At 67.3% G+C, this 22,749-nt stretch carries 24 protein-coding genes; 14 read left to right on the top strand and 10 right to left on the bottom strand.

The features are described 5' to 3' along the window. The first annotated feature begins 60 nt into the window (after window positions 1-60). From PAM7066_RS12495 to PAM7066_RS12520, 6 genes are all read left to right on the top strand, one after another. The gene (locus tag PAM7066_RS12495; RefSeq protein WP_085854709.1) at window positions 61-456 is read left to right on the top strand and encodes a cytidine deaminase; all 396 of its coding nucleotides are present in this window, start codon (window positions 61-63) and stop codon (window positions 454-456) included. Next, entirely contained in the window at window positions 453-1,760 is a 1,308-nt protein-coding gene (locus PAM7066_RS12500) for a thymidine phosphorylase (RefSeq protein ID WP_085854549.1), read from the top strand. The genes PAM7066_RS12495 and PAM7066_RS12500 overlap by 4 nt, the downstream gene beginning before the upstream one ends. Beyond that, window positions 1,757-2,938 (top strand): phosphopentomutase, encoded by a 1,182-nt coding sequence (locus PAM7066_RS12505; protein ID WP_085854550.1) that lies wholly within the window; start codon window positions 1,757-1,759, stop codon window positions 2,936-2,938. Before PAM7066_RS12500 ends, PAM7066_RS12505 begins: the two co-directional genes overlap by 4 nt. After that, window positions 2,935-3,909 (top strand): adenosine deaminase, encoded by a 975-nt coding sequence (locus tag PAM7066_RS12510; protein WP_085854551.1) that lies wholly within the window; start codon window positions 2,935-2,937, stop codon window positions 3,907-3,909. Before PAM7066_RS12505 ends, PAM7066_RS12510 begins: the two co-directional genes overlap by 4 nt. After that, complete coding sequence (gene upp, locus PAM7066_RS12515) at window positions 3,906-4,538, top strand: uracil phosphoribosyltransferase (RefSeq protein ID WP_085854552.1); 633 nt, start codon at window positions 3,906-3,908, stop codon at window positions 4,536-4,538. Before PAM7066_RS12510 ends, upp begins: the two co-directional genes overlap by 4 nt. Window positions 4,539-4,599: 61 nt before the next feature. Then, window positions 4,600-5,244 (top strand): hypothetical protein, encoded by a 645-nt coding sequence (locus tag PAM7066_RS12520; RefSeq protein WP_139215000.1) that lies wholly within the window; start codon window positions 4,600-4,602, stop codon window positions 5,242-5,244. Here PAM7066_RS12520 and PAM7066_RS12525 read toward each other — a convergent pair. The 5 genes from PAM7066_RS12525 to PAM7066_RS12545 all read right to left on the bottom strand — a co-directional run bounded on the left by PAM7066_RS12525 (window position 5,238) and on the right by PAM7066_RS12545 (window position 10,902). Next, on the bottom strand, window positions 5,238-6,239 hold the full coding sequence (locus PAM7066_RS12525) for a hypothetical protein (protein ID WP_085854554.1): 1,002 nt from the start codon (window positions 6,237-6,239) through the stop codon (window positions 5,238-5,240). The two genes, PAM7066_RS12520 and PAM7066_RS12525, sit on opposite strands and share 7 nt — an antisense overlap. A gap of 134 nt (window positions 6,240-6,373) precedes the next feature. Further along, the gene (locus tag PAM7066_RS12530) at window positions 6,374-8,572 is read right to left on the bottom strand and encodes a 3-hydroxyacyl-CoA dehydrogenase NAD-binding domain-containing protein (protein ID WP_085854555.1); all 2,199 of its coding nucleotides are present in this window, start codon (window positions 8,570-8,572) and stop codon (window positions 6,374-6,376) included. Continuing rightward, entirely contained in the window at window positions 8,565-9,047 is a 483-nt protein-coding gene (locus tag PAM7066_RS12535; RefSeq protein WP_085854556.1) for a hypothetical protein, read from the bottom strand. Before PAM7066_RS12535 ends, PAM7066_RS12530 begins: the two co-directional genes overlap by 8 nt. A gap of 4 nt (window positions 9,048-9,051) precedes the next feature. Continuing rightward, entirely contained in the window at window positions 9,052-10,263 is a 1,212-nt protein-coding gene (locus PAM7066_RS12540; RefSeq protein WP_085854557.1) for an acetyl-CoA C-acetyltransferase, read from the bottom strand. Window positions 10,264-10,275: 12 nt separating this feature from the next. Further along, window positions 10,276-10,902: a glutathione S-transferase family protein gene (locus PAM7066_RS12545; protein WP_085854558.1), complete on the bottom strand. Its 627-nt coding sequence runs from the start codon at window positions 10,900-10,902 to the stop codon at window positions 10,276-10,278. Between the two features lie 144 nt (window positions 10,903-11,046). On the opposite strand from PAM7066_RS12545, the gene PAM7066_RS12550 reads away from it, so the two are divergent. Then, complete coding sequence (locus PAM7066_RS12550; RefSeq protein WP_085854559.1) at window positions 11,047-11,916, top strand: 50S ribosomal protein L11 methyltransferase; 870 nt, start codon at window positions 11,047-11,049, stop codon at window positions 11,914-11,916. Window positions 11,917-11,977: 61 nt separating this feature from the next. On the opposite strand, the gene PAM7066_RS12555 is transcribed toward PAM7066_RS12550, so the two are convergent. Then, window positions 11,978-12,178, bottom strand: a complete 201-nt coding sequence (locus tag PAM7066_RS12555; protein WP_175484643.1) for a YjiS-like domain-containing protein — start codon at window positions 12,176-12,178, stop codon at window positions 11,978-11,980. Between the two features lie 251 nt (window positions 12,179-12,429). Between PAM7066_RS12555 and ruvC the strand changes: the two genes are divergently transcribed. The 6 genes from ruvC (at window position 12,430) to PAM7066_RS12585 (ending at window position 16,510) form a co-directional block, all read left to right on the top strand. After that, window positions 12,430-12,927: a crossover junction endodeoxyribonuclease RuvC gene (gene ruvC / locus PAM7066_RS12560; protein WP_085854561.1), complete on the top strand. Its 498-nt coding sequence runs from the start codon at window positions 12,430-12,432 to the stop codon at window positions 12,925-12,927. Next, window positions 12,924-13,589, top strand: a complete 666-nt coding sequence (ruvA, locus tag PAM7066_RS12565; protein WP_085854562.1) for a Holliday junction branch migration protein RuvA — start codon at window positions 12,924-12,926, stop codon at window positions 13,587-13,589. Before ruvC ends, ruvA begins: the two co-directional genes overlap by 4 nt. A 7-nt stretch (window positions 13,590-13,596) precedes the next feature. After that, window positions 13,597-14,622 (top strand): Holliday junction branch migration DNA helicase RuvB, encoded by a 1,026-nt coding sequence (gene ruvB / locus PAM7066_RS12570; protein ID WP_085854563.1) that lies wholly within the window; start codon window positions 13,597-13,599, stop codon window positions 14,620-14,622. 46 nt (window positions 14,623-14,668) lie between these two features. Further along, window positions 14,669-15,289: a hypothetical protein gene (locus PAM7066_RS12575; RefSeq protein WP_085854710.1), complete on the top strand. Its 621-nt coding sequence runs from the start codon at window positions 14,669-14,671 to the stop codon at window positions 15,287-15,289. After that, window positions 15,255-15,686 (top strand): tol-pal system-associated acyl-CoA thioesterase, encoded by a 432-nt coding sequence (gene ybgC / locus PAM7066_RS12580; protein ID WP_245749677.1) that lies wholly within the window; start codon window positions 15,255-15,257, stop codon window positions 15,684-15,686. The genes PAM7066_RS12575 and ybgC overlap by 35 nt, the downstream gene beginning before the upstream one ends. 368 nt (window positions 15,687-16,054) lie before the next feature. Continuing rightward, window positions 16,055-16,510: a DUF3429 domain-containing protein gene (locus tag PAM7066_RS12585; RefSeq protein WP_085854565.1), complete on the top strand. Its 456-nt coding sequence runs from the start codon at window positions 16,055-16,057 to the stop codon at window positions 16,508-16,510. A 295-nt stretch (window positions 16,511-16,805) separates the two neighbouring features. On the opposite strand, the gene PAM7066_RS18665 is transcribed toward PAM7066_RS12585, so the two are convergent. Both PAM7066_RS18665 and parE read right to left on the bottom strand, forming a co-directional pair. Further along, window positions 16,806-17,534: a hypothetical protein gene (locus PAM7066_RS18665; RefSeq protein WP_139215001.1), complete on the bottom strand. Its 729-nt coding sequence runs from the start codon at window positions 17,532-17,534 to the stop codon at window positions 16,806-16,808. Next, window positions 17,527-19,470 carry a DNA topoisomerase IV subunit B gene (parE, locus tag PAM7066_RS12590; protein ID WP_085854566.1) on the bottom strand — a complete coding sequence of 648 codons (1,944 nt, stop codon included), beginning with the start codon at window positions 19,468-19,470 and terminating at the stop codon, window positions 17,527-17,529. The genes PAM7066_RS18665 and parE overlap by 8 nt, the downstream gene beginning before the upstream one ends. Before the next feature lie 129 nt (window positions 19,471-19,599). Between parE and PAM7066_RS12595 the strand changes: the two genes are divergently transcribed. Continuing rightward, window positions 19,600-20,484, top strand: coding sequence for an NAD-dependent epimerase/dehydratase family protein (locus PAM7066_RS12595; protein WP_085854567.1), 885 nt, complete (start codon window positions 19,600-19,602; stop codon window positions 20,482-20,484). A gap of 1 nt (window position 20,485) precedes the next feature. Here the strand turns inward: PAM7066_RS12595 and PAM7066_RS12600 are convergent, their stop codons facing one another. After that, window positions 20,486-21,643, bottom strand: a complete 1,158-nt coding sequence (locus PAM7066_RS12600; RefSeq protein WP_085854568.1) for an AI-2E family transporter — start codon at window positions 21,641-21,643, stop codon at window positions 20,486-20,488. Window positions 21,644-21,704: 61 nt separating this feature from the next. Further along, window positions 21,705-22,727 (bottom strand): YcjF family protein, encoded by a 1,023-nt coding sequence (locus tag PAM7066_RS12605; RefSeq protein ID WP_085854569.1) that lies wholly within the window; start codon window positions 22,725-22,727, stop codon window positions 21,705-21,707. Window positions 22,728-22,749 lie beyond the last annotated feature (22 nt).

The raw sequence follows: 22,749 nt of genomic DNA on the forward strand, positions 1-22,749 counted from the left end.
AGCGGCGGCCCCGCCTTGTTCCCGCTTGCCAATCGGGGGGCGGCGTACCAGTTTCGCGTCATGGATGATCTCATTGCCGCCGCGGCCACCGTCCGCGAGAACGCCCACGCCCCCTATTCCCGCTTCAAGGTCGGTGCGGCGATCCGCACGCCCGACGGGCAGGTCTTTGCGGGATGCAACGTGGAGAACGTGGCCTACCCCGAAGGCACCTGTGCCGAAGCGGGCGCGATCGCGGCCATGGTCGCCGCCGGGCAGACGCGCATCGCCGCGGTCGCCGTGATCGCCGACAGCCCGTCCCCCGTGCCCCCCTGCGGCGGATGCCGTCAGAAGCTGGCCGAGTTCGCCGCGTCGGACGTTCCGGTGGTCATGGCCACCACGGCCGGCGGACGGCAGGAGGTGACGGTGGCCGACCTGCTGCCCGGCGCCTTCGCGGCCGGGCACATGGAGGGAGCGTGAGCTTCCGCGCCCTCCTCTCGCAGCTTCGGGCCGGCCAGAGGCCCGATCCCGCGGGCCTGATCGCCTTCGCGACCGGCCTTGCCAGCGGCGCGGTCAGCGACGCGCAGGCCGGTGCCTTCGCCATGGCCGTGTGCCGCGGTCCGGGCCTTGGTCCAGAGGGGCGCGTCGCGCTGACCCGCGGCATGGCCGATAGCGGCCAGCGACTGTCCTGGGGCCTGCCGGGACCGGTGATCGACAAGCACTCCACCGGCGGAGTAGGCGACCCGGTCAGCCTCGTGCTGGCGCCGATGCTGGCCTCGATCTGGGCGTATGTCCCGATGATCTCGGGTCGTGGGCTGGGGCATACCGGCGGGACGCTCGACAAGCTGGAAGCGATCCCGGGGATGCAGGTCGAACTGTCCGAGGATCGGTTTCGCGCCGTGGTCGCGGAGGTCGGGGCGGCCATCGTCGCCGCCAGCGCCGACATCGCCCCGGCCGACCGAAGGCTCTATGCCATCCGCGACGTGACCGCGACGGTGGACCAGATCGACCTGATCACCGCGTCGATCCTGTCGAAGAAGCTGGCGGCGGGGTTGCAGGCGCTCGTTCTCGACGTGAAGGCGGGCTCGGGCGCGTTCATGCGCGACGCCGAGGACGCCCGCGAACTGGCCGAGGCGTTGGTCCAGACCGCGACCGAGGCCGGATGCCCGACTGCCGCGCTGGTGACGGCGATGGACGAACCGCTCGCCCCCGCCTGCGGCAACGCGCTCGAGATCGTGGCGGTGGTGGAGGTGCTGACCGGCACCGCCTCAGACGGCCGCCTGCGCGAGGTGTCGCTGGCCCTCGGTGGCGCGCTTCTGGCCCGCGCGGGGCAAGCGGAGGATGCCGAGGCTGGTGCCGCGCGGCTGGCCCAGACGCTGGAGGACGGGCGCGCGGCCGAGGCCTTCGCCCGGATGGTCGCCGCGCAGGGCGGACCTGGTGACTTTGTCGAGACATGGCAGAGGCGCCTCGCGACCGCACCCGTCATCCGCGACGTCACCGCGACCGAGGGCGGAACGCTCGCCCGGATCGACGGCACCGCGCTTGGGCTGACCGTGGTCGGGCTGGGCGGCGGTCGCCAGCGCGAGGGCGACGCGATCGATCGCAGCGTGGGCCTCGATCGGATCGCGCGCATCGGCACGCGCTTGGCTCCCGGTGATGTCTTCGCCCGCATCCACGCGGCTGACGAAGACGCCGCCGACATGGCCGAAGAAAGCCTGCGCGCCGCCATGTCCCTGGGCGAGGCCGCCGAACCGAAGCCTCTGATCCTCGGACGCATCGGATGACCGGGCGCGCGTTCCTCGTGGTGCTCGATTCCGTCGGGATCGGCGGGGCGCCGGATGCCGAGGCGTTCGGCGACGCGGGCGCTAACACGCTGGGCCACATCGCCGAGGCGCTGGCCGGAAGCGACCGGCCCCTGCGCCTGCCCAACCTCGACCGCCTGGGGCTCGGCCGCGCCGTGGCGCTGGCCAGCGGCGCCACACCTCCGGGCCTCGGGGCCGAGCCCGAGGGGCTTTGGGGCGCGGCGACTGAAGTCTCGCAAGGCAAGGACACGCCCTCGGGCCACTGGGAGATCGGGGGCCTGCCGGTGCCGTGGGAGTGGACGTTCTTTCCGCCGACCGATCCTTGCTTCGACGAGGATCTCGTCGCCCGCGTCTGCGAGTTGGCAGGCACCGACGGCATCCTCGGCAATCGCCACGCCTCGGGGACCAACATCATCGAGGAAGAGGGCGAGTCGCATCTGAACACCGGCTGGCCGATCTGCTACACCTCGACCGACAGCGTCTTCCAGATCGCGGCGCATGAAGAGGCGTTCGGCCTCGATCGGCTGTTGAAGCTCTGCGCAGACCTCGCGCCGGAATTGCACGCGCGCAAGGTCGGCCGCGTCATCGCACGGCCCTTCGTCGGCGCGCAGGGTACCGGCTGGACCCGTACAAAGAACCGGCAGGACTTCGCGATCGCCCCGCCCTCGCCGACCCTGTGCGACTGGGTGCAGGGGGCGGGGCGCCGGGTCCACTCGGTCGGCAAGATCGGCGACATCTTCTCGATGCAGGGAATCGACACGAAGGTGAAGGGCAGCGATGCGGATCTGCTCGAGGCGCTGAAGGAGCGGCTGGCCGAGGCCGAGCCGGGCTCGCTGACCTTCGCCAACCTCGTGGAGTTCGACAGCGCCTACGGCCACCGCCGCGACGTTGCGGGCTATGCGCGGCACCTCGAATGGTTCGACACCGCGCTTCCGGACCTGCTGGCGCGCATGAAGCCGGACGACCTGCTGCTCATCACCGCCGACCACGGCAACGACCCCACCTGGCGCGGGACCGACCACACGCGCGAGCGGGTGCCGGTGCTTGGCGTCGGCGCGGGCGCCAAGGCGGTCGGGCAGGTGGCGTTCGCCGACATCGCCGCAACCGTCGCCCACCATCTGGACGTTCCGAACCGCGGACCGGGAAGGAGCTTCCTTTGAAAGACCTGCCAAAGATCGAGCTGCATCTGCACATCGAAGGGGCTGCCCCGCCGTCCTTCGTTCGCGATCTCGCGTCCGAGAAGAACCACGACCTCAGCCGCATCTTTGCCGAGGATGGCAGCTATCGCTACGATGGCTTCCTCGAGTTCCTCAGCGTCTACGAAGAGGCGACGTCAGTCCTGAAGTCCCCCGAGGACTACGCCCGCCTGACGCGCGAGGTGCTGATGCGCCAGGCCGAGCACGGGGTGATCTATACCGAGATGTTCCTGTCCCCCGACTTCTGCGGTGGGCGCGACGTGGGCGCTTGGCAGGAATATCTGCACGCCATCCGTGAAGCCGCCGAAGGTGCCAAGCGCGACGGCGCCCCCGAGATGCGCGGCATCGTCACCTGCATCCGCCATTTCGGCCCCGACCTCGCGCGCGAAACCGCCACCTGCGCGGCCGAGACGGCGGCCGATTTCATCACCGGCTTCGGCATGGGCGGCGACGAGGGCAAGGGGCGGCAGGGCGACTTCGTCTGGGCCTTCGACTGCGCGCGCGAAGCCGGGCTGCGGTTGACCACCCACGCGGGCGAATGGGGCGGGCCGGGCAGCGTGCGCGACGCGCTCGACGATCTGAAGGTCGAGCGGATCGGCCACGGCGTCCGCGCGATCGAGGACCCGGCGCTGGTCGAACGGCTGGCGCGGGAGGGGATCGTACTCGAGGTGTGCCCGGGGTCGAATGCGGCGCTGGGCCTGTACCAGTGGAAGGCGAACCCGATCGAGAAGCTGCGTGCGGCCGGGGTGCCGGTGACGATCTCGACCGACGACCCGCCGTTCTTTCACACCACGATGACCGGCGATTACGAACACATCGCCCATGTCCACGGCTGGGACGAGGATGCGTTCCGCGAGGCCGCCCGGGTTGCCGCGCGCGCCGCCTTCTGCGACGAGACGACGCGACAGGCGCTTCTCGAAAGGATCGGCGAATGACCCAGCACCTCACCGTGGTCGAGCACCCCCTCATCCAGCACAAGCTGACCATCATGCGCCGCCGCGACACCTCGACGGCCGTGTTCCGCCAGCTTCTGCGCGAGATCAGCCAGCTTCTGGCCTACGAGATGACGCGCGACCTGCCGCTGACGACCACCACCATCGAGACCCCCGTGACCGAGATGGAGGCGCCCACGCTGGCCGGTCGCAAGCTGGCGCTGGTATCGATCCTGCGCGCGGGGAACGGTTTGCTGGATGGGATGCTCGACCTGATCCCCTCGGCGCGGGTGGGGTTCGTGGGGCTCTATCGCGACGAGGAAACGCTGGAGCCGGTGAAATACTACTTCAAGGTGCCCGCCCAGCTCGACAAGCGGGTGGTGATCGCGGTGGACCCGATGCTGGCGACCGGCAACTCCTCTGTCGCGGCGATCCAGATGCTGAAGGACGCGGGCGCGAAAGACATCCGGTTCCTGTGCCTGCTGGCCGCCCCCGAGGGTGTCGCGCGGATGAAGGAGGCGCACCCGGATGTGCCCGTCGTGACCGCCGCGCTGGACGAGCGGCTGAACGAGAAGGGCTATATCGTGCCCGGCTTGGGTGACGCAGGCGACCGGATGTTCGGCACGAAATAAGTCGGCCCTTGCCACCGCCGGCTGTTCCCCCACCTTTTCGGGGGCAACGCGAGGGGACAAGATGAGACATGCACGCGCATTGGGCAGGGCTCTCGTGTTGGCGCTCGGCCTTTCCGGGGCCGCTTTCGCACAGACGGCCGGCACCCGCCTGGCCGAGGCACCGCCCCCGGCCGAGTTCCCGCCGGCATCTTTCCAGGGCGCGGAATACGTGGACAGCGCGGGGTGCCTGTATGTCCGCGGCGGAACGGGGGCGACGTCGATCTGGGTGCCGCGGGTGACGTCGGACCGGCGGGTGATCTGCGGGCTGAGGCCGACCTTGCCCGTGATCGCCGCGCCCGGGGTGATCTCGGTCGATCAGGCCGCGAGGCGTGCGGTCGCCGGAATGCTCGACGCCGGCACCGTGATCGCCGTCCCGGCGCCGCCGCGGCTCGAGACGCCGGACGGCTATCGCCCAGCGTGGGAGGACGGTCGGCTGAATCCCTATGCCGGCAAGCAGCTTTTGTCGGGGGCGCTGCAGCAGGCGCTGGTCTGGACGCAGACGGTGCCGCGCCGGCTGAAGTCCGCGTCCGGCGAGGATGTGACGAGCCGCTACAACTTCCTCGTCTATCCCTACACCGACTACGCCAAGCAGCGCGCGGCGCTTGGTTCGGGTAACTACATCATCATCGAGACCACGGCCGGGCGCGAGATCGTTCCGCGCTATTGAGTGCAGATCGCCTGAAGCGCCACCCAAGCCCCGTCAGACAGGATGGGCCGCGCGTCGGCCTCGGCGCCCTCGGCCAAGGCCGTGGCCGCATCCCCGTCCAGCGTCGCGGCATAGGCGCGGGGGCTGACGCCGGCGGCTTGGAATCGCGCCGCCAGTCCGTCGGTGGGCGTCGGTTCGGTCGGCTGCGTCATGAGGTGCTCGGCATAGGTGCTGAGATCACGATCCGAGACCTCGCCGGTGGTCATCAGCCGCAGAGCTGCGTCGGGTCCAGAGACTTCGAGCAGCCGCGCGATCGGGTCGCTTTGCCGGGCCTGTTCGATCGCCGACAGGATGTGACCGGCGACGACGCCCGGTTCATCGTTGTCTTCAATCAGGTGCTGCCCGACGGCGACGATGCCGCCCGGAAGCGCGAGCGCGTCGTCCCGTTCGGTGCGGAGGATCACGACCCGGCCGCGGCCTTCGCCGATCAGGCGCCGTGACAGAGTGTCGAGCGCGCCGCGCGCGGCCGGATCGCTGCACACCGGACCTGTCAGGCGCGTGATCTCGTCGAGAAGGCGGGCGCCGGTATCGGCACGAACGGCCGGCGGCGCGACCGCGACCGCGTGCCGGATCAGCGCGCCGGGCAGCCAGAACACGCCGAGCGCGCCGATCCCCATAAGCGCCCCCGCGAACAGGACCGAGCGCAGGATCCCCGGCCGTGGCCGCCGCCGCCGGATCGCCCGGTCCACCCGCGCGATCGCGTCGATCATCAGGTCGTCGTCGATTTCCAGCGTTTCGCCGGCCTCGGGGCCGGGGGCGAAGATCGCGGGCATCTCGCCCGGATTGCGACGCTCGACAGCGGGCAGGGACCAGTGGGCCAGCGGCGTCTCGCCCGTGGTGTAGATGGCGAGGGTGGCCTCGCCCAGCGACACCACCACGTCCCGCCGTTGTTCGCCCGCACCGGGACGCCAGAGAGCCGGCGCCTCGAGCCGTTCGAACTCGGTCAATGCGGTCATCGGGGCTGTATCGGGTCCTCTGGCAGGAAGTCGCTTGCTCTTCACCTATTCCGGTTGACGCCGATCGGCAACGGTTGCGGCGGTGCCAGAGAAACGCCGGACCAATGGCCCGGCGTTTCAAGGTCTTGGGCAGGTCAGGCGGCGGCCTGTCCCTCGCCGTAGCGGGCGTAGAAGCGCGCGCCGCTCTCGGCCATTTCGCGCAGGAGCTTCGGCGTCTCGAACCGCTCGCCGCATTTGGCGGTCAGCGTCTCGCAGATCTCCACGCCCTTGGCGGCGCCGATGATGTCGAGCCACGAGAACGGGCCGCCCGACCACGGCGCGAAGCCCCAGCCCAGGATCGCGCCCACGTCGCCCTCGCGGATATCCTCGAGCACGCCTTCCTCGAACGCCCGCACCGCTTCGAGCACCTGCGCCATCATCAGGCGATGCTGCACGCGGGTCAGATCGGGCTGGTCGTCGGCCACCGGGAACTTCTGCGCGAGGCCCTCCCACAGACCCTGGCGCTTGCCGCTGTCGTCATAGGCGTAGAAGCCCGCGCTGGCCTTGCGGCCCATGCGGCCCTCGTCGGCGAGCCAGAACAGGACCTCGTCCACTTCCGCATTCGGATAGGCGTCGCCCATGGCCGCCTTGGTGGCCTTGGCGATCTTCACGCCGAGGTCGATGGAGGTCTCGTCGGTAAGCTGAAGCGGGCCCAGCGGGAAGCCCAGCAGCTTGGCCGCGTTCTCGATCAGGGCGGGCTCGACTCCCTCCTTCACCATGCGGACCCCTTCGTTGATGTAGGGGATGATGCACCGGTTGGCGTAGAAGAAGCGGGCGTCGTTCACCACGATCGGCGTCTTTCGGATCTGGCGCACGAAATCGAGCGCCTTGGCCACGGCCCGGTCGCCGGTCTTCTGGCCCTTGATGATCTCGACCAGCATCATCTTGTCGACGGGGCTGAAGAAGTGGATGCCGATGAACTGCTCTGGGCGCGTGCTGGCCTCGGCCAGTTCGGTGATCGGCAGGGTCGAGGTGTTGGTGGCGAAGATGCAGTCCTCGCCGACGACGGCCTCGACCCTTTTCGTGACCTCGGCCTTGATGCCGGTATCCTCGAACACCGCCTCGACGATCAGGTCGCAGTCCGACAGCGCCTCGTATTCGGTGGTCGCGTTGATGCGGCCCAGAACCTCGGCCTTCTTGTCCTCGGTGACCTTCTTGCGCTGGATACCCTTGTCGAGGATACCCTCGGCATGGGCCTTGCCCTTGTCGGCATTGGCCTGCTCCTGGTCGATCAGCACGACCTCGATCCCCGCCAGCGCCGAGACATAGGCGATGCCGGCGCCCATCATGCCCGCGCCCATGATCCCGACCTTCTTGACGGTCTGGTCGGGCGCGTCGGGTCGGTTCGCACCCTTCTCGAGCGCCTGCTTGTTGAGGAACAGAGACCGGATCATCGCGGTGGAGGACGGGTTCATCAGCACGTTGACGAAGTAGCGCGCCTCGATCTTCAGGGCCGTGTCGAAGGGCACCATGGCGCCTTCGTAGACGGCCGACAGCAGCGCCTTGGCCGCGGGGAAGACGCCCTTGGTCTTGCCGTTCACCATCGCGCTGGCACCGACGAAAGTCATGAAGCCGGCGGGGTGGTAGGGCTCGCCGCCCGGCATCTTCCAGCCCTTCTGATCCCAGGGTTTCACGATGTCGGCGTCTTTGGCCTCGAGCACCCAGGCCTTAGCGCGGTCGAGCAGTTCGTCGGCCGGGACGATCTCGTCGATCAGCGACGCGCTCTTGGCCTTCTTCGGGTCGAGCATCTTGCCTTCGAGCAGCACCGGAGAGGCCGCCATCGCGCCGACCATGCGCGAATAGCGCGTGGTGCCGCCGGCGCCTGGGAAGAGGCCGACCATGATCTCGGGCAGGCCGATCTTTGCCTTCGGGTTGTCGGCCATGAAGCGACGGTGACAGGCCAGCGCGATCTCGGTCCCGATGCCGGCGGAGGTGCCGGGCAGGGCGACCGCGACAGGCTTGCCGCCCTTGTTCTTGTCGTCGAGGCCCGCACGCTCGAGCTTGCGCAGGATCCGGTGGCCTTCCATCGTGAAGTCGAACAGCGCCTTGGCGGGCTGGTCGCCGGCTTCTTCGCGTATCTTCGCCAACACGTTCAGATCCATGCCGCCGGCGAAGTCCTTCTTGCCGGAGGTGATGACGATGCCCTTCACAGCATCGTCCGACAGCACGTCGTCGATCATCGCCTCGACATCGGCGAAGGCCTCGCGCGTCATCACGTTCATCGAGCGGCCTTCGGCGTCCCAGGTGATGACGGCCACGCCGTCCTCGTGCTTCTCAAGCTTGAAATCAGCCATCGTTCTCTCCTGTCGGGTCGGTGTCGCCCGTCCAAATCAGTTCCTGACCGCCCGAGTCCCGATCCACATTCGGCAGGACGAAGGGCCAGGTCGAATTCATCAATCCGTTCGCGATCGAGATCGCCTTCCAGGTGCCGTCGACCTTCCGCAGCGTTGCGGTGCTCCGGTAAGGATTGCAGACCCTTACGGCGCCCCTCAGGATCTCGGTGTCGAAGGTGCCGGCGATCATGTCGTCGCCGATGGGGTCCACCTTGCGCGCCGTGCAGATCATGTCGGTCGCCCTTTGCGATTTCAGCATGTCGCTCCATGCGTTGAAACCGACGCGCAGTTTGTCCTCGTCTTCCACGACGAACACCGCTGTCCGTGTCGCTATCGCGAAGGGCAGGTGCACCAACGTCAGATGCTTGTCGAAGTCGTAGTCGAAGAAGCTCTTCGAGCGCGCATCGATCCAGCTCTGGAAGTCGATCTCGGGCATCGGATCACACTCGCTCGATGATCGTCGCAGCACCCATGCCCGAGGCGACGCAGAGCGTGGCGAGGCCGGTTTCCTTGTCCGTCCGCTCCATCTCGTCGAGCAGGATGCCGAGGATGATCGCGCCCGTGGCGCCCAGCGGGTGGCCCATGGCGATGGCACCGCCGTTCGGGTTCAGCCGCTCGGGGTCGATCTCGAACCGCTGCAGGAACCGCAGGACGACCGCCGAGAACGCCTCGTTCACCTCGAAGAGGTCGATGTCGCCGATCTCCATTCCGCTGTCGCGCAGGATCTTCTCGGTCACGGGAACGGGGCCGGTCAGCATGATGGTTGGGTCGGTGCCGATCTTGGCGGTGTGGCGGATGCGGGCGCGAGGCTTCAGGCCGCGGGCCTCGCCGAACTCCTTCGAGCCGATCAGGATGCCGGCCGCACCGTCGACGATGCCCGACGAGTTGCCGGCATGGTGGATGTGATTGATCGCTTCCAGGTGCGGGTATTTCATCAGCGCGATCTGGTCGAAGCCGGGCATGGTCTCGCCCATCTCCTTGAAGGCGGGGTTCAGGCCGCCCAGCGACTGCATGTCGGTGCCAGGGCGCATGTACTCGTCGCGGTCGAGTATGGTCAGGCCGTTGATGTCCTTCACCTCGATGACGGACTTGTCGAAGCGGCCTTCCTCCCACGCCTTGGCGGCGCGCTTCTGGCTTTCGACGGCAAAGGCGTCGGCATCGTCGCGGCTGAAGCCGTACTCGGTCGCGATGATGTCCGCCGCGATGCCCTGGGGCACGAAGTAGCTGTTCATCGCGATGGAGGGATCGACCGCGATCGCCGCCCCGTCCGAGCCCATGGCAACGCGGCTCATGCATTCCACGCCGCCGGCGATGTAGCCCTCGCCCGCGCCGGCACGGACCTGGTTGGCTGCGAGGTTCACGGCCTCGAGTCCGGAGGCGCAGAAGCGGTTGATCGACAGGCCGGGAATCGACTGGTCGAGGTCGCTGGCCAGCACGGCGGTCCGGGCAAGGCAGCCGCCCTGTTCCTTGACCTGCGTGGCGTTGCCCCAGATCACGTCCTCGACCGCGTGACCTTCGAGGCCATTGCGCTCTTTCAGGGCGTTCAGCGTCACCGCGGACAGCCGGGCCGAGGTGACCTCGTGCAGGCTGCCATCCTTGCGGCCCTTGCCACGCGGCGTGCGCACGGCATCGAAGATATAGGCCTCAGTCATCGTGTCCTCCTCTCAACCCCCGCGGGGCATCAGATCGTAGGGGTGCTTCCAGCCGTCGAGCGACTGGATGTTCCCGAGCCACCGGTCGATCCCAGGCCAGTCGGCCCGGTCGAAACCGAAGGGTTCCGGATAGTAGAGATAAGAGCAGCACGAGAAGTCCGCGACTGTGACGTCCCGTCCCACGATCCAGTCCCGTCCCGTCAGATGCGTTTCGAGGATATCATAGACGCTCCGAAGCCGGGCTTGCATGAATTCGATGACCGGCTGCGGACGTTTCTCCTCGGGCACGAAGTTCATCAGGAAGCGCACCGTTCCCGCTTGGCCCGACAGCTTGTGGTTGTCCCAGAACTGCCACCGCAGCACCTCTCGCGCCTCGGCGGCGTCCGCTCCGCCGAAGCGACCGGTCTTTTCCACGATATACTGCTGGATCACGCCCGACTGCGTGAGCGTGACGTCACCATCGACCATCACCGGGGCCTCGCCCATGGCGTTGATGTCGCGGCGATACGCCTCGGTGCGTGTGGCGCCGTTGAAGAAGTCCACGAAGACCGGCCGCCAGTCGAGCCCCGCCAGTTCCATCGGCAGCGCGGCCTTGTATGCGTTGCCGCTTTCTCCGAAGCAATGAAGTTCGATCGCCATGGTCCCACCTGTGCTTTGCTCTGCTCGCAGGTAGGACGAGGCGGCTGGTTCACCACCGACAAGTCTTGCGAGCCTTGCGCTTACATGGCTAATCCCCCCGAACAGATGCCGCCCAGAAGCACACGCACCGAAAGGTTGTTCCACATGCCCACCTATACCGCCCTGACGCTGGTGCCGGACGAGTCGAACGCCAAGGCCCTGGGCGACGCGATGGAACGGCTCGATCCCGAGCCGACCGGTGTGGGCGTGTTCGAGATGGAGGACGGCTCGGGCCTGTGGGAGGTCGGCGGCTACTTCACCGAAACCCCGGACGAAGCGGGGCTGGCGCTGCTGGCGGTCACATTCTCGGCCCGCGCGTTCGCCGTGTCCGAGCTGCCCGAGATCGACTGGGTCGCGAAGGTCCGTCGCGAGCTGTCGCCGGTCGAGGCCGGGCGGTTCTTCCTGTACGGCTCGCACGACGCGGACAGGGTGCCCGAAGGCTGCATTCCGCTGCTCGTCGATGCGGCGATGGCCTTCGGCACCGGGCACCATGGCACGACCAAGGGGTGCCTGGTTGCCTTCGACCGCCTGCTTGCCGCCGGCGTCGCGCCCGCGACGGTGGCAGATATCGGCTGCGGCACGGCCGTCCTGGCGATGGCCGCGGCAAAGGCGTTGCCGGTGGTGCCGATCGCGTCGGATATAGACCGCGTCGCCGTGGACGTGGCCGAGGCGAACGTCGCCCTGAACGGATTGGCGGGGCGGGTGATCTGCCTCGAGGCGACGGGCTTCGACCACCCCCGGATCGAGGGTGCCGGCCCCTACGACCTGATCTTCGCGAACATCCTGAAGGGCCCCCTGATCGCCCTCGCGCCCGAGATGGCGGCCCATTCCCGCACGGGAGGGCACCTGATCCTCTCCGGCATCCTCAACCCGCAGGCGGATGAGGTCGTGTCGGTGTACCAGCGGAACGGCTATGAGCTGGTCGAGCGCGACGTGATCGGCGACTGGACGACGCTGACGATGCGGCGGACCTGACGCGGGGCCAGCCTCGTCTCGCCACCTGCCGTGACTACGCCGTCGGCAGGTGGCTTGGACGTCACAGGCGGCTCAGATCCGTTCGGCTCAACCCGAGGTCGGCGAGTTGCCAGTCGCTCAGCTTCAACAGCGTCCGGGACGCACGGCGGCTGCGGCGCGCGGTGAGCCGGCCGACCAGGTCGAACAGGGCGGATGCGGCACGGTAGGTCAGAACGGCCGTGCGAGGCGTGTCGTAGGAACGGTGAAGATCATAAAGCGCCATCTTGGTATCCTTGCATTGATGACGGTTGCGCCGGGCCTTCATGTGCTTCGACCGTGCCGCGAAATCAATCCCCATAACCCACTGAAAACGTGAAAGATTGTCGCGCTCGACATGTCGTTTTTCGACCGACCCATGTCGCTATTTGCCGGCTTTGTCGCGACTGGTGAGCGGCAAGTCGGAAACCGACCGCTTGGCGCGTGTTCCCCATTCGTGCTAGTGAGCAGGAAATAACGAATAAAGGGGCAGGCAGCATGCGAGTTCTCGGGGTGGATCCGGGTCTCCGCACCATGGGGTGGGGCGTGATCGAATCAGATGGCAGCCGGATGCGGCACATTGCGAACGGATTGTGCTGTTCGGACGGAAAGCAGGAGCTTGCGCTGCGGCTCGTATCTCTGCACCGGCAGTTGTGCGACGTGATCGCCGCCCATGCCCCCGAAGCGGCGGCCATCGAGCAGACCTTCGTCAACGCGGACGGGGCGGGTTCGTTGAAGCTGGGGCAGGCGCGGGGGGTGGCACTTCTGGCTTTGGCCCAGGCGGGCCTCACCATCGGGGAATATGCACCGAACAAGGTGAAGAAGACGGTGGTGGGCGTCGGCCATGCTGCCAAGCCTCAGGTCGACCACATGATCCGCATGCAACTTCCCGGCGCCGAGCCCGCCGGCCCGGACGCGGCCGATGCGCTGGCCATCGCGCTGTGCCATGCCGTGCACCTGTCCACCGCCCGCGCCTGGGACGCAGTGCGCGCATGATCGGGCGGTTGTCGGGCCGGGTCGGGTATCTGGGCGACGATCACGTCCTGATCGACGTCGGCGGGGTGGGCTACGTCGTGTATGTCTCGGAACGCACGCGCCTGTCGCTGCCGAGAGCGGGCGAGCCGGTCTCGCTGTTCACCGACCTTCTGGTGCGCGAGGATTTGCTGCAGCTTTTCGGCTTCGCGACGCTGCTCGAGAAGGAGTGGCACCGCCTGTTGATGAGCGTCCAGGGCATCGGCGCGCGCGCATCTCTCGCCATCCTGGGCGCTTTGGGTCCCGAGGGTGTCAGCCGGGCGATCGCGCTGGCCGATAGCGCGGCGATCCGGGCGGCACCGGGTGTCGGCCCGAAAATCGCCGCCCGGGTGGTGAACGAGCTGAAGGACAAGGCGCCCGCGGTCATGGCTCTGGGTGCGCAGGGCGGTGCGATCTTCGACGAGGATGCGACGCCAGTGACGGGCGAAGCGCCGTCTGCGGCTCCCAAGGCGCCCCGCCGCACGGAAAGCGCTTCGGCGCAGGCCGAGGCGATGTCGGCGCTCGCGAACCTTGGCTACACGCCCGCAGAGGCAGCCCGCGCCACGTCCGAGGCTGCGGCCGAAGCACCCGATGCCGATACCGCCGCGCTGATCCGGGGCGCGCTGAAGCGACTGGCGCCGGCATGAGTGCAGCATGACCGGCGCCGACCCGACCCTCCGCCCCGAGCCGCTGCCCGAGGATGACGGCCCCGCCCTGCGCCCGCAGACGCTCGACGCGTTCACCGGGCAGGCCGAGGCCCGTGCCAACCTGCGCGTCTTCATCGAAAGCGCCCGTATGCGCGGCAAGGCGATGGATCACGCGTTGTTCCATGGGCCTCCCGGCCTCGGGAAGACGACGCTGGCGCAGATCATGGCGCGGGAACTTGGCGTCAACTTCCGGATGACCTCGGGCCCGGTCTTGGCCAAGGCGGGCGATCTGGCTGCGATCCTGACCAATCTCGAGGCGCGGGACGTCCTGTTCATCGACGAGATCCACCGCCTGAATCCCGTGGTCGAGGAGGTGCTCTATCCCGCGCTCGAGGATTTCGAGCTCGACCTCGTGATCGGCGAGGGTCCCGCCGCCAGAACCGTCCGGATCGAGCTGCAGCCCTTCACCCTGGTCGGCGCCACGACCCGGCTGGGCCTTCTTACGACGCCCCTGAGGGATCGGTTCGGCATCCCTGTTCGCCTCCAATTCTACACCGTCGACGAACTGCAGGACATCGTCGCGCGCGGTGCGCGGCTTCTTGGCGTCGAAGCGGAGCCGGAGGGCACGCGCGAGATCGCGGCCCGGGCCCGCGGCACCCCCCGGATCGCCGGCCGCCTGCTGCGCCGCGTGGTGGATTTCGCGCTGGTCGAGGGGGACGGGCGACTGACGCGGGACCTTGCGGACCGGGCGCTGACGCGGCTTGGCGTGGACGAGATCGGCCTCGACGGGGCCGACAGGCGTTACCTCGGGCTGATCGCGGAGCACTACTACGGCGGCCCCGTGGGCATCGAGACGCTGGCCGCCGCCCTGTCGGAAAGCCGCGACGCGCTGGAGGAAGTGATCGAGCCGTTCCTCCTGCAGCAGGGCCTCGTGCAGCGCACGCCGCGCGGCCGGATGCTGGCGCCCCGCGCGTGGTCGCATCTTGGGCTGCGTCCGCCGAAGGTGTCGGACGGCGATCTGTTCGACACGTGAAGGCTGGGCTAGGAACAGGCCCGACGATATGGAAATCGGAGGCTCCATGACGCCCGACGACGTTGCCCGGCAATTCACCCGCTCGGACGGCAGTTACGTGTTTGCGAGGTGGGGGCGGCCTATCGCGCCGGTGGTTTTCGGAGTCGAGGATCAGACGCTCTCGGTCATGAAGGGCGCGCTTCAGGCGGTGGCGGATTTGGCGCGGCACCCGGTGGTCGAGACGGACCCGGAACTTGGCGTGAACTTCATGGTCTTCTTCCTGCGCGAGTGGGATGAACTGCGCCATGTCCCGGACCTCGGGCGGCTGATCCCGGACCTTGAGTCGCTGCTTCCGCGCCTCGAAGAGGCGGGGGCGAACCAGTACCGCGCTTTTCGCTTCGAGGAGGACGGGGCGATCCGGGCGGCGTTCGTGTTCGTTCGGATGGACGACGAGATGTCTGCCCTTCCGGCTGAAATCGTGGCCCTGTCGCAGGTGGTGCAGACGATCCTCTTGTGGTCCGACACCGCGTTTTCGGAGCGTTCGGCGCTGGCCGAGGCGCCCGATGGAACGGTGATCCTGCGCCCCGAGATCGGGCGGCTGATCCGCGCCGCCTATGATCCGGTGATGCCGCGGGCGACGACGGATGGGGCGCATGCCTACCGCCTGTCGGCCCGGATCGGGGGGTGAGGCGATGGGGTTTCGGGTGACGGTCTATTACGAAGATACCGACATGGGCGGGATCGTCTATCACGCCAACTACCTGAAATACATAGAAAGAGCACGGTCGCACTGGGTTCGGACGCTGGGGATCGACCAGGTGGCGCTGCGGGACGAGGGGACCGTGTTCGCCGTGCGACGGGTGGAGGCGGAGTTTCTGGCTTCGGCGCGGCTGGACGATGTGCTGGATGTGACGACCGCGCTGGTGGATGCGAGCGGGGTTCGGGTGCGGCTGGAGCAGGTGGTGCAGCGGGGCGGGCAGGCGCTGTTTCGGGCGCAGGTCGAGCTGGTCGCGATCGACTGGCGGAGCGGGGCGGTCCGGCGGATGCCGGCGGCGCTGCGGGCGCTGAAGGAGCCCCGGGACTGAAAAGGGCCACGCCGGAGGGGCGTGGCCAGTCCTTCAGGGAGGAATCGCCGAGCCACCGCGCCCGACGACGGATCAAGCTAGGCATGGATCGGGGGACCGGCAAAGAGCGCGTGTTGAAATGCGTTCTCAACGTGAGGTTGTGTTGCAGATCGGCACCGCCCGGGCGGGTGCGGGAGGGGGGCGTTAAGCGGGTTCGTCCTGCCTCTCGGGTGTCGGAGAAACGTATGAATCGTGTGAGAGTCGCGTAGGAACAGCGTGAGAGATCCGTGAGAGGGGGCGCGTGAGCGTGAGTCTCGGCCGGGAGGGGTCGATTCGTGGGGTTTGCGCGGTCTGGGGAACCGGTGTTAACGCCTCTGCGCTGGGGCAGCATGGATGAACACGCGAACAGACCCGACCGGAAGAGCATCCCGTGGGATGCCCATGTCTTTGGATGGGGGCCGATGGTGCCGTTCCTTGTGGCCCTGTTCGGGGTGTGGGTGGGGCCGCCGTGGCTGGACGAGCTGGCGCTGCGGCTGGCGGTGTTGTGGGGGGCGAGCATCGTGATCTTCGTGTCGGGGGTGCGGCGGGGATTCTCGTTCGCTCAGCCCGAGGGGCCGCGGCCGCATGTGCTGGCAGAGATGCTCGGCCTGTTCTCGGCGGCCTTCCTAGGGCTGGTGCTGGTGCCACCCTTGGGGGCGCTGGTGCTGGCGGGGGCCTTCGCGGCGCTGACGGTGCTGGACACGCTGGCGGCGCGGCGGGGCGACGCTCCGCGCTGGTTCGCGCGGTTGCGGCCGGTTCAGATGGCGATCCCTGCGGTGTGTCTGGCGGTGCTGGCGTTCGTGTGAGGCGGGGGCTGGTTGGGGGCGAGGCAGCGCACCTGTCCTTGGGCGTCTCTGCGGTGGAGCCGATAGAGGTCTGACTGCCCGAGCTTTACGACGAGGCGAGGGCGGGCTTCCCGTTGGCAGATGCGTGGACCTATGCCGCGCCTCTTTCTAGAGGCCGTCTGGTAGGGCCGCTTTATCGGCGTCGACCTTCTGGAGGAGATGCTTGGGGGCGGCTTAAAGGGGAGAGGTATGACGAGCACGTGTGTGCATTCTTTCGAATGGTTTGCTTCGGCGAGCAAGAATGCGCATAAGCGATCTATCTTAGATAATTTGACGTACAAGCAATGAAAAATTTTTCTGCCGAAGTCCGGTTGTAGCTAGTTATTCTGAACGCGATTTTTTCTGCGTAAAACAGAATGACAGCGCCGATTAGTAGAAGCGAACTGCCAATTATTTCCATCCCCGTTGCAGGCAGCGCGAAAACTCCACTAATGGCGAAGAGAAACCCGGAGAGATATGGAGCGAGGTCAGTCCACACTTGGCGCGGGTCGTACCTTCGTAAAGTCCCAAAACGTCGAGTGTGGCAGGTTTGTAAGAATGAAAATCTGCCATCGTGGGTGCACCTTATGACAAGGCCATCGCGAGGCGGAACCGCTGTTTGAACTAATTGCAGCTCTTCTCCTTCTTGTCGGGCTATGGTTTTTTTTAACGGATCCCATGAGATATCGAGCGAGGCCACACTCCCAATAGGGGCATTAAATCGCAACGGTTCCATAAAGCTAGTTTCGTCGATCGCCTCATCAGTATAATTCGATATAAGAACAAAATCTGTATACAGCTTTTCCGACGAGAAGCCTTCACCTTCAAATCTTATGGAAACTGAAGTATCGGGTTCGCCGCGCAGGTAGTCGTGGCGATATAACGAATAATAGACTAACGCTTTTCTCTTTTTCACCCATGAGATAAACGCGATCAGCGCCAGTATTAGGGTTGTCGCACTCGCAGCGCCGCCCAGAAAGGGGCTGCTGAGACTCGTCTCAAACATCCAACTCCTCCACGAACTTCGCGTTCTGCGAGATGTACTCGAAGCGAAGCTCGGGCTTCTTGCCCATGAGGCGTTCGACCAGATCGCTGGTCTCGGTCTGCTCGTCGATCCTCACGCGGATCAGCTTGCGGGTCTTGGGGTTCATCGTGGTTTCCTTGAGGTCCTTGGCGTCCATCTCGCCCAGGCCCTTGAAGCGGGAGACGTCGATCTTGCCCTTGCCGCCAAGGCCCTTCTTGAACCACGCGTCCTTCTCGGCCTCGTCCAGCGCGTATTCGCGGCGCGCCCCTTGGGTCAGGCGGTAGAGCGGCGGGCAGGCGAGGTAGAGGTGGCCCGCGTCGATCATCGGTTTCATCTGGGTGAAGAAGAACGTCATCAAAAGCGAGGCGATGTGCGCCCCGTCCACGTCGGCGTCGGTCATGATGATGATGCGGTCGTAGCGCAGGTCGTCGAGGACGAATTTCGAGCCCATGTTGACGCCCAGCGCCTGGCAGAGGTCGCTGATCTCCTGGTTGGAGCCGAGCTTGGAGGAGGCGGCGCCGAGCACGTTCAGGATCTTGCCGCGCAGGGGCAGGAGGGCCTGCATCTCGCGGATGCGGGCCATCTTGGCCGAGCCGCCGGCGCTGTCGCCCTCGACGATGAAAAGCTCGGTGCCCTTGCGGTTCTTGGCGGTGCAGTCGACCAGCTTGCCGGGGAGGCGGAGCTTTTTCGTGGCGGACTTGCGCTGGGTTTCCTTCTCGGCCCGGCGGCGGAGGCGTTCCTCGGCCCGCAGGACAAGGTAGTCGAGGATCGCGGTGGCGGCCTTGGTGTCGGCGGCAAGCCAGGTGTCGAAGCGGTCGCGGATCGCGGTTTCGACAAGGCGCTGCGCGGCGTTGGTGGCGAGGCGGTCCTTGGTCTGGCCGACGAATTCGGGCTCGGCGATGAAGCAGGAGACGAGGGCGCAGCCGCCGGCCGTCAGATCCTCGCGCGTGATGTTGGCGGCCTTCTTGTTGCCCACACGCTCGCCATGGGAGCGGATGCCCTTGAGGATCGCGGCCCAGAAGCCGGCCTCGTGCGTGCCGCCTTCGGGGGTGGGGACCGTGTTGCAGTAGGACTGGATGAAGCCGTCGCGCGAGGGGGTCCAGTTGATCGCCCATTCGACCTTGCCCGGCGCGTCCTTGAAGTCGACCGAGCCGGCGAAGGGGGTGTCGGCGTAGGTGGCCGCAGCGCCGAGCGTTTCCTTGAGGTAGTCGGAGAGGCCGCCGGGGAAGTGGAAAGTCGCCTCGGTCGGGGTTTCACCGTCGTCGATGTGCGACTTCCAGAGGATCTTCACGCCCGAGAAGAGGTAGGCCTTGGAGCGGATCATCTTGAAGAGACGCGCGGGCTTGAGCTTGAGGTTGCCGAAGATCTCGGCGTCCGGGTGGAAGGTGACGGACGTGCCCTTGCGGTTGGGGGCGGCGCCGGCGGGGGCGATGGGGCCGGTGGGTTTGCCGCGGCTGAACTCCTGCGCCATGAGCTGGCGGTCGCGGGCGACCTCGACCCGCACGTGGTCCGACAGGGCGTTGACGACCGAGATGCCGACGCCGTGCAGGCCACCGCTCGTCTGGTAAGCCTTGCCCGAGAACTTGCCGCCCGCGTGGAGGGTGCAGAGGATGACCTCGAGCGCGCTCTTGCCCGGGAACTTGGGGTGCGGGTCGGTCGGGATGCCGCGGCCGTTGTCGCGGATGGTGCAGGAGCCGTCCTCGTGCATCTCGACCTCGATGCGGTTGGCGTGGCCGGCGACGGCCTCGTCCATGGAGTTGTCGAGGACTTCGGCGACGAGGTGGTGCAGCGCGCGTTCGTCGGTGCCGCCGATATACATGCCGGGACGTTTGCGGACGGGTTCGAGCCCTTCGAGCACCTCGATCGAGGAGGCGTCGTAGGTCTGCGGTTCCCCGCCTTTGAGAAGGTCGTCGGCCATGGTGCTGCTCGCAATGTTCTTGGTTTGGGCCGTGGCAGTCTCGCAGGAAGCGAAGGGCCGGGCAAGGCGCTGCTTTACCTTGCCGCGCGTACGGCTAGCTTCTGCGTCTATTCGGAACGGAGGTTACCCATGCGCATCCTGTTCACCGGCGGCAGCGGCAAGGCCGGCCGGCACGTGGTTCCCTATCTGATCGAGCAGGGGCACGAGGTCACGAATCTAGACCTGGTGCCTCTGGACGTGGCGGGGGTGAAGAACTTGACCGGTGATCTGATCGAGCCGGTGACGGTGTGGAACGCGCTGACGCAACCAGCGGATTTCGACGAACTGGAGGGCGGGAACGGGGTGCGGCCCTACGATGCGGTGGTCCATTTCGCGGCGATCCCGCGGATCATGATCACCTCTGACAACGAGACGTTCCGCACCAACACGATGAGCACCTACAACGTGATCGAGGCGGCCGTGGGGCTCGGCGTGCGCAAGATCATCTTTGCCTCGTCGGAGACGACCTACGGCATCTGTTTCGCGGATGGCGAGCGCAAGCCCGAATACATCCCCGTCGACGAAGAGCATCCCACCATCCCGGGCGACAGCTATGCCATGTCGAAAGTTTGCAACGAGGCCACGGCGCGCAGCTTCCAGCAACGGTCAAAGGCGGACATCTACGGGCTGCGGATCAACAACGTGATCGAGCCGCATGAATATGCCAAGATGTTCCCGGCCTTCGTGAAGGACCCCGATCTGCGCCGCCGCAACATCTTCGCCTATATCGACGCGCGCGACCTGGGCCGGATGGTGGATTGCTGCCTGAAGACCGACGGGTTGGGCTACGAGGTGTTCAACGTCGCGAACCCCGATGCCAGCGTGGACCTGACCAGCGACCAGATCGCCGAGCGGTTCTACCAGGGCGTCCCGTACAAGCACGAAATGGCCCCCGACGAGACGATGTATTCGATCGGGAAGGCCCGGCGGCTCGTCGGGTTCAACCCCGTCCACAGCTGGCGCGACGAGATCTGAGTCAGGCCCGGGCGCTTTCGGGCTCGGCGACTGCGGTGTCCGCCCCGCCAAGGAAGCTGCCCAGCGTTCGCAGGCTTTTGACGTTGTCGCAGATCACCTTGACGATCACGAGGAACGGCACCGCCATCAACGCCCCGGGGATGCCCCAGAGCCAGCCCCAGAACACCACGGTCAGGAAAACCGACACCGTGTTCATGTTCAGCCGCCGCCCGAGGATCGAAGGCGTGAAGAACTGCCCTTCGAGGCTGGTGGCGGCCATGTAGGCAGCCGGCATCAGTAGGGCGTGGCCGACCGTGTCGAGCGTGACGAGCGCGTAGAACCCTACGAGGACGGTGCCGGCGAGCGCCCCGATAAAGGGCAGGAAGTTGAACACGAAGGCGACGAAACCCCAGATGAACGCGTTCGGCAGCCCCAGCGCCCATAGCGCTCCGAAGACGACGACGCCGAGGGCCGCATTGATCGCGGTGATGGTCAAGAGGTAGCGAGAGATCGCACGCTCGACCCCGTAGACGATGCGCAGGGCTCGCTTCTTCTCGCTCAGGAGGGGATAGGCCTCAACGATCTTGACGTAGAACAGGTCGCCCGAGGCCAGGATGAACAGCGCCAGGACCAGCGCCACGGACAGGGTCGCCCCGATCGAAGCAGCGTAGCTGGCGGCCGAGTTCAGCAGGCCGGGCTGATCCAGCACGACCTTCTGGACGCCGGCATCCTCGTCCGTCGCCATCTCTTCGACCTGGTCCGACGCTTCCTGGACCTTCTCGACCGATTCGAAGATGCCGGCGAGCTTGCGTTGCACCTCCTGGCCCATCTGGGGCGCGGTTTCGACCCAGTTCGAAACGGGTTCGCTCATCGCGTAGCCGGCGGCGCCGATCACCCCGGCGAGCGACAGGACCAGTGCCACGGCGGTCAGCGGCGGGGCGACGCCGCGGCGGCTTGCCCAGCGGACCACCGGCGACAGGGTGAGCGCGACCATGAGGCCCAGGATCACCGGCAGCAGGACGTCCCGCGCGAAGAAGCAGGCGACGGTGAGGCCGATCAGCACCGCGATGGTCAGGAGCCCGCGGATGCGCTGCAGCTCGCGCACGGTGGCGGCCCGCGCAAGATCCACTTCTAGGGTGTCGGGGTCGATGGGATCGGCGGAGACGGTCTCGTTGGACATGATGGGCCCGTGCTGGGGGATGGACGGTAAAGCCCGGCCGGTGCGGCCGGGTTCCCCGCGGTCAGTCGGCGCGGCTCTCCGTGCGACTCTGCGGGAAGAGGCCCGAGAGGCTGCGGCCAATGATCCGGTGGACCTGTGGCTTCTCGACGGCGGCGAAGGGTAGGGGGCGGCAGACCTCCATCGCGGCGACGCCGACGCGGGCGGTGAGGGCGCCGTTCACGATCCCCTCGCCGAAGCGGCGCGAGACGCGGGCAAGGACCGAGCCACCCGCGACCGATCCGATCAGGTCGTCGCCCACGGCCACGGCGCCGGTGGCCACGAGGTGCGTGAAGACGGCGCGGGTCAGGCGCCACGCGCCGAGCGTTCCGGCGCGGCCGCCGTAGATTTCGGCAATGCGGCGGATCATGCGCAGGTTCGACACGAAGGCGGCGGCGACGTCGGCCAGCGCCAGCGGCACCACGGCGGTGACGGCGGCGACCTGGCGGGCCGCGCCCTCGACTTCGATCCGCGCGGCCATGTCGAGGGGGCCGAGCAGCTCGTGTTCGGCAAGGCCCAGAAGCGCGTCGGCGTCGAACAGGTCGGGGGCGCGCTCTTCGAAGCGGGTGCGGTGCCAGTCGAGTTCGGGGCGGTGCGCGTAGAGGGCGACGAGGCGGCGGGCGACGTCGCGCGCGGTCTTGAGGTCGTTCGACCGCGCGGCCTCGGCGGCCTCGAGCTGGATCGAGCCGACGCGCTTGAGCCGGGCAAGCGCGCGCAACTCGCGCGCGGCGAGGCCGAGCGAGGTGAGGATCAGCCCGCCCACCAGCACCGTGGCGACCCAGCCGAGGATGACCGACCTTGCCAGCATCGCGTCGATGGCGGCCCAGGTGGCGACCGACAGCATGAAGATCAGCGTCGCGCCGAGCATCCGCCAGAACCATGCGCCGAGGGCGGATCGCGGTCGCGAGGCAAGGGCGGCCATGGTGCGCATCGCCTGGCCCGAGGGGGCCTCGCCCGTCGTGGGCAGGTCGTCGGGGACGGGCGGTGCCTCGTGCGGTCCGGCGTGCTCCGCCGTCTCGTCTTCTATCAGGATGGGGCGGCGTGCCATGTAACCCTCGCTTTCCGCCGGC

This window comes from Palleronia marisminoris, assembly GCF_900172315.1.
GTDB lineage: Bacteria > Pseudomonadota > Alphaproteobacteria > Rhodobacterales > Rhodobacteraceae > Palleronia > Palleronia marisminoris.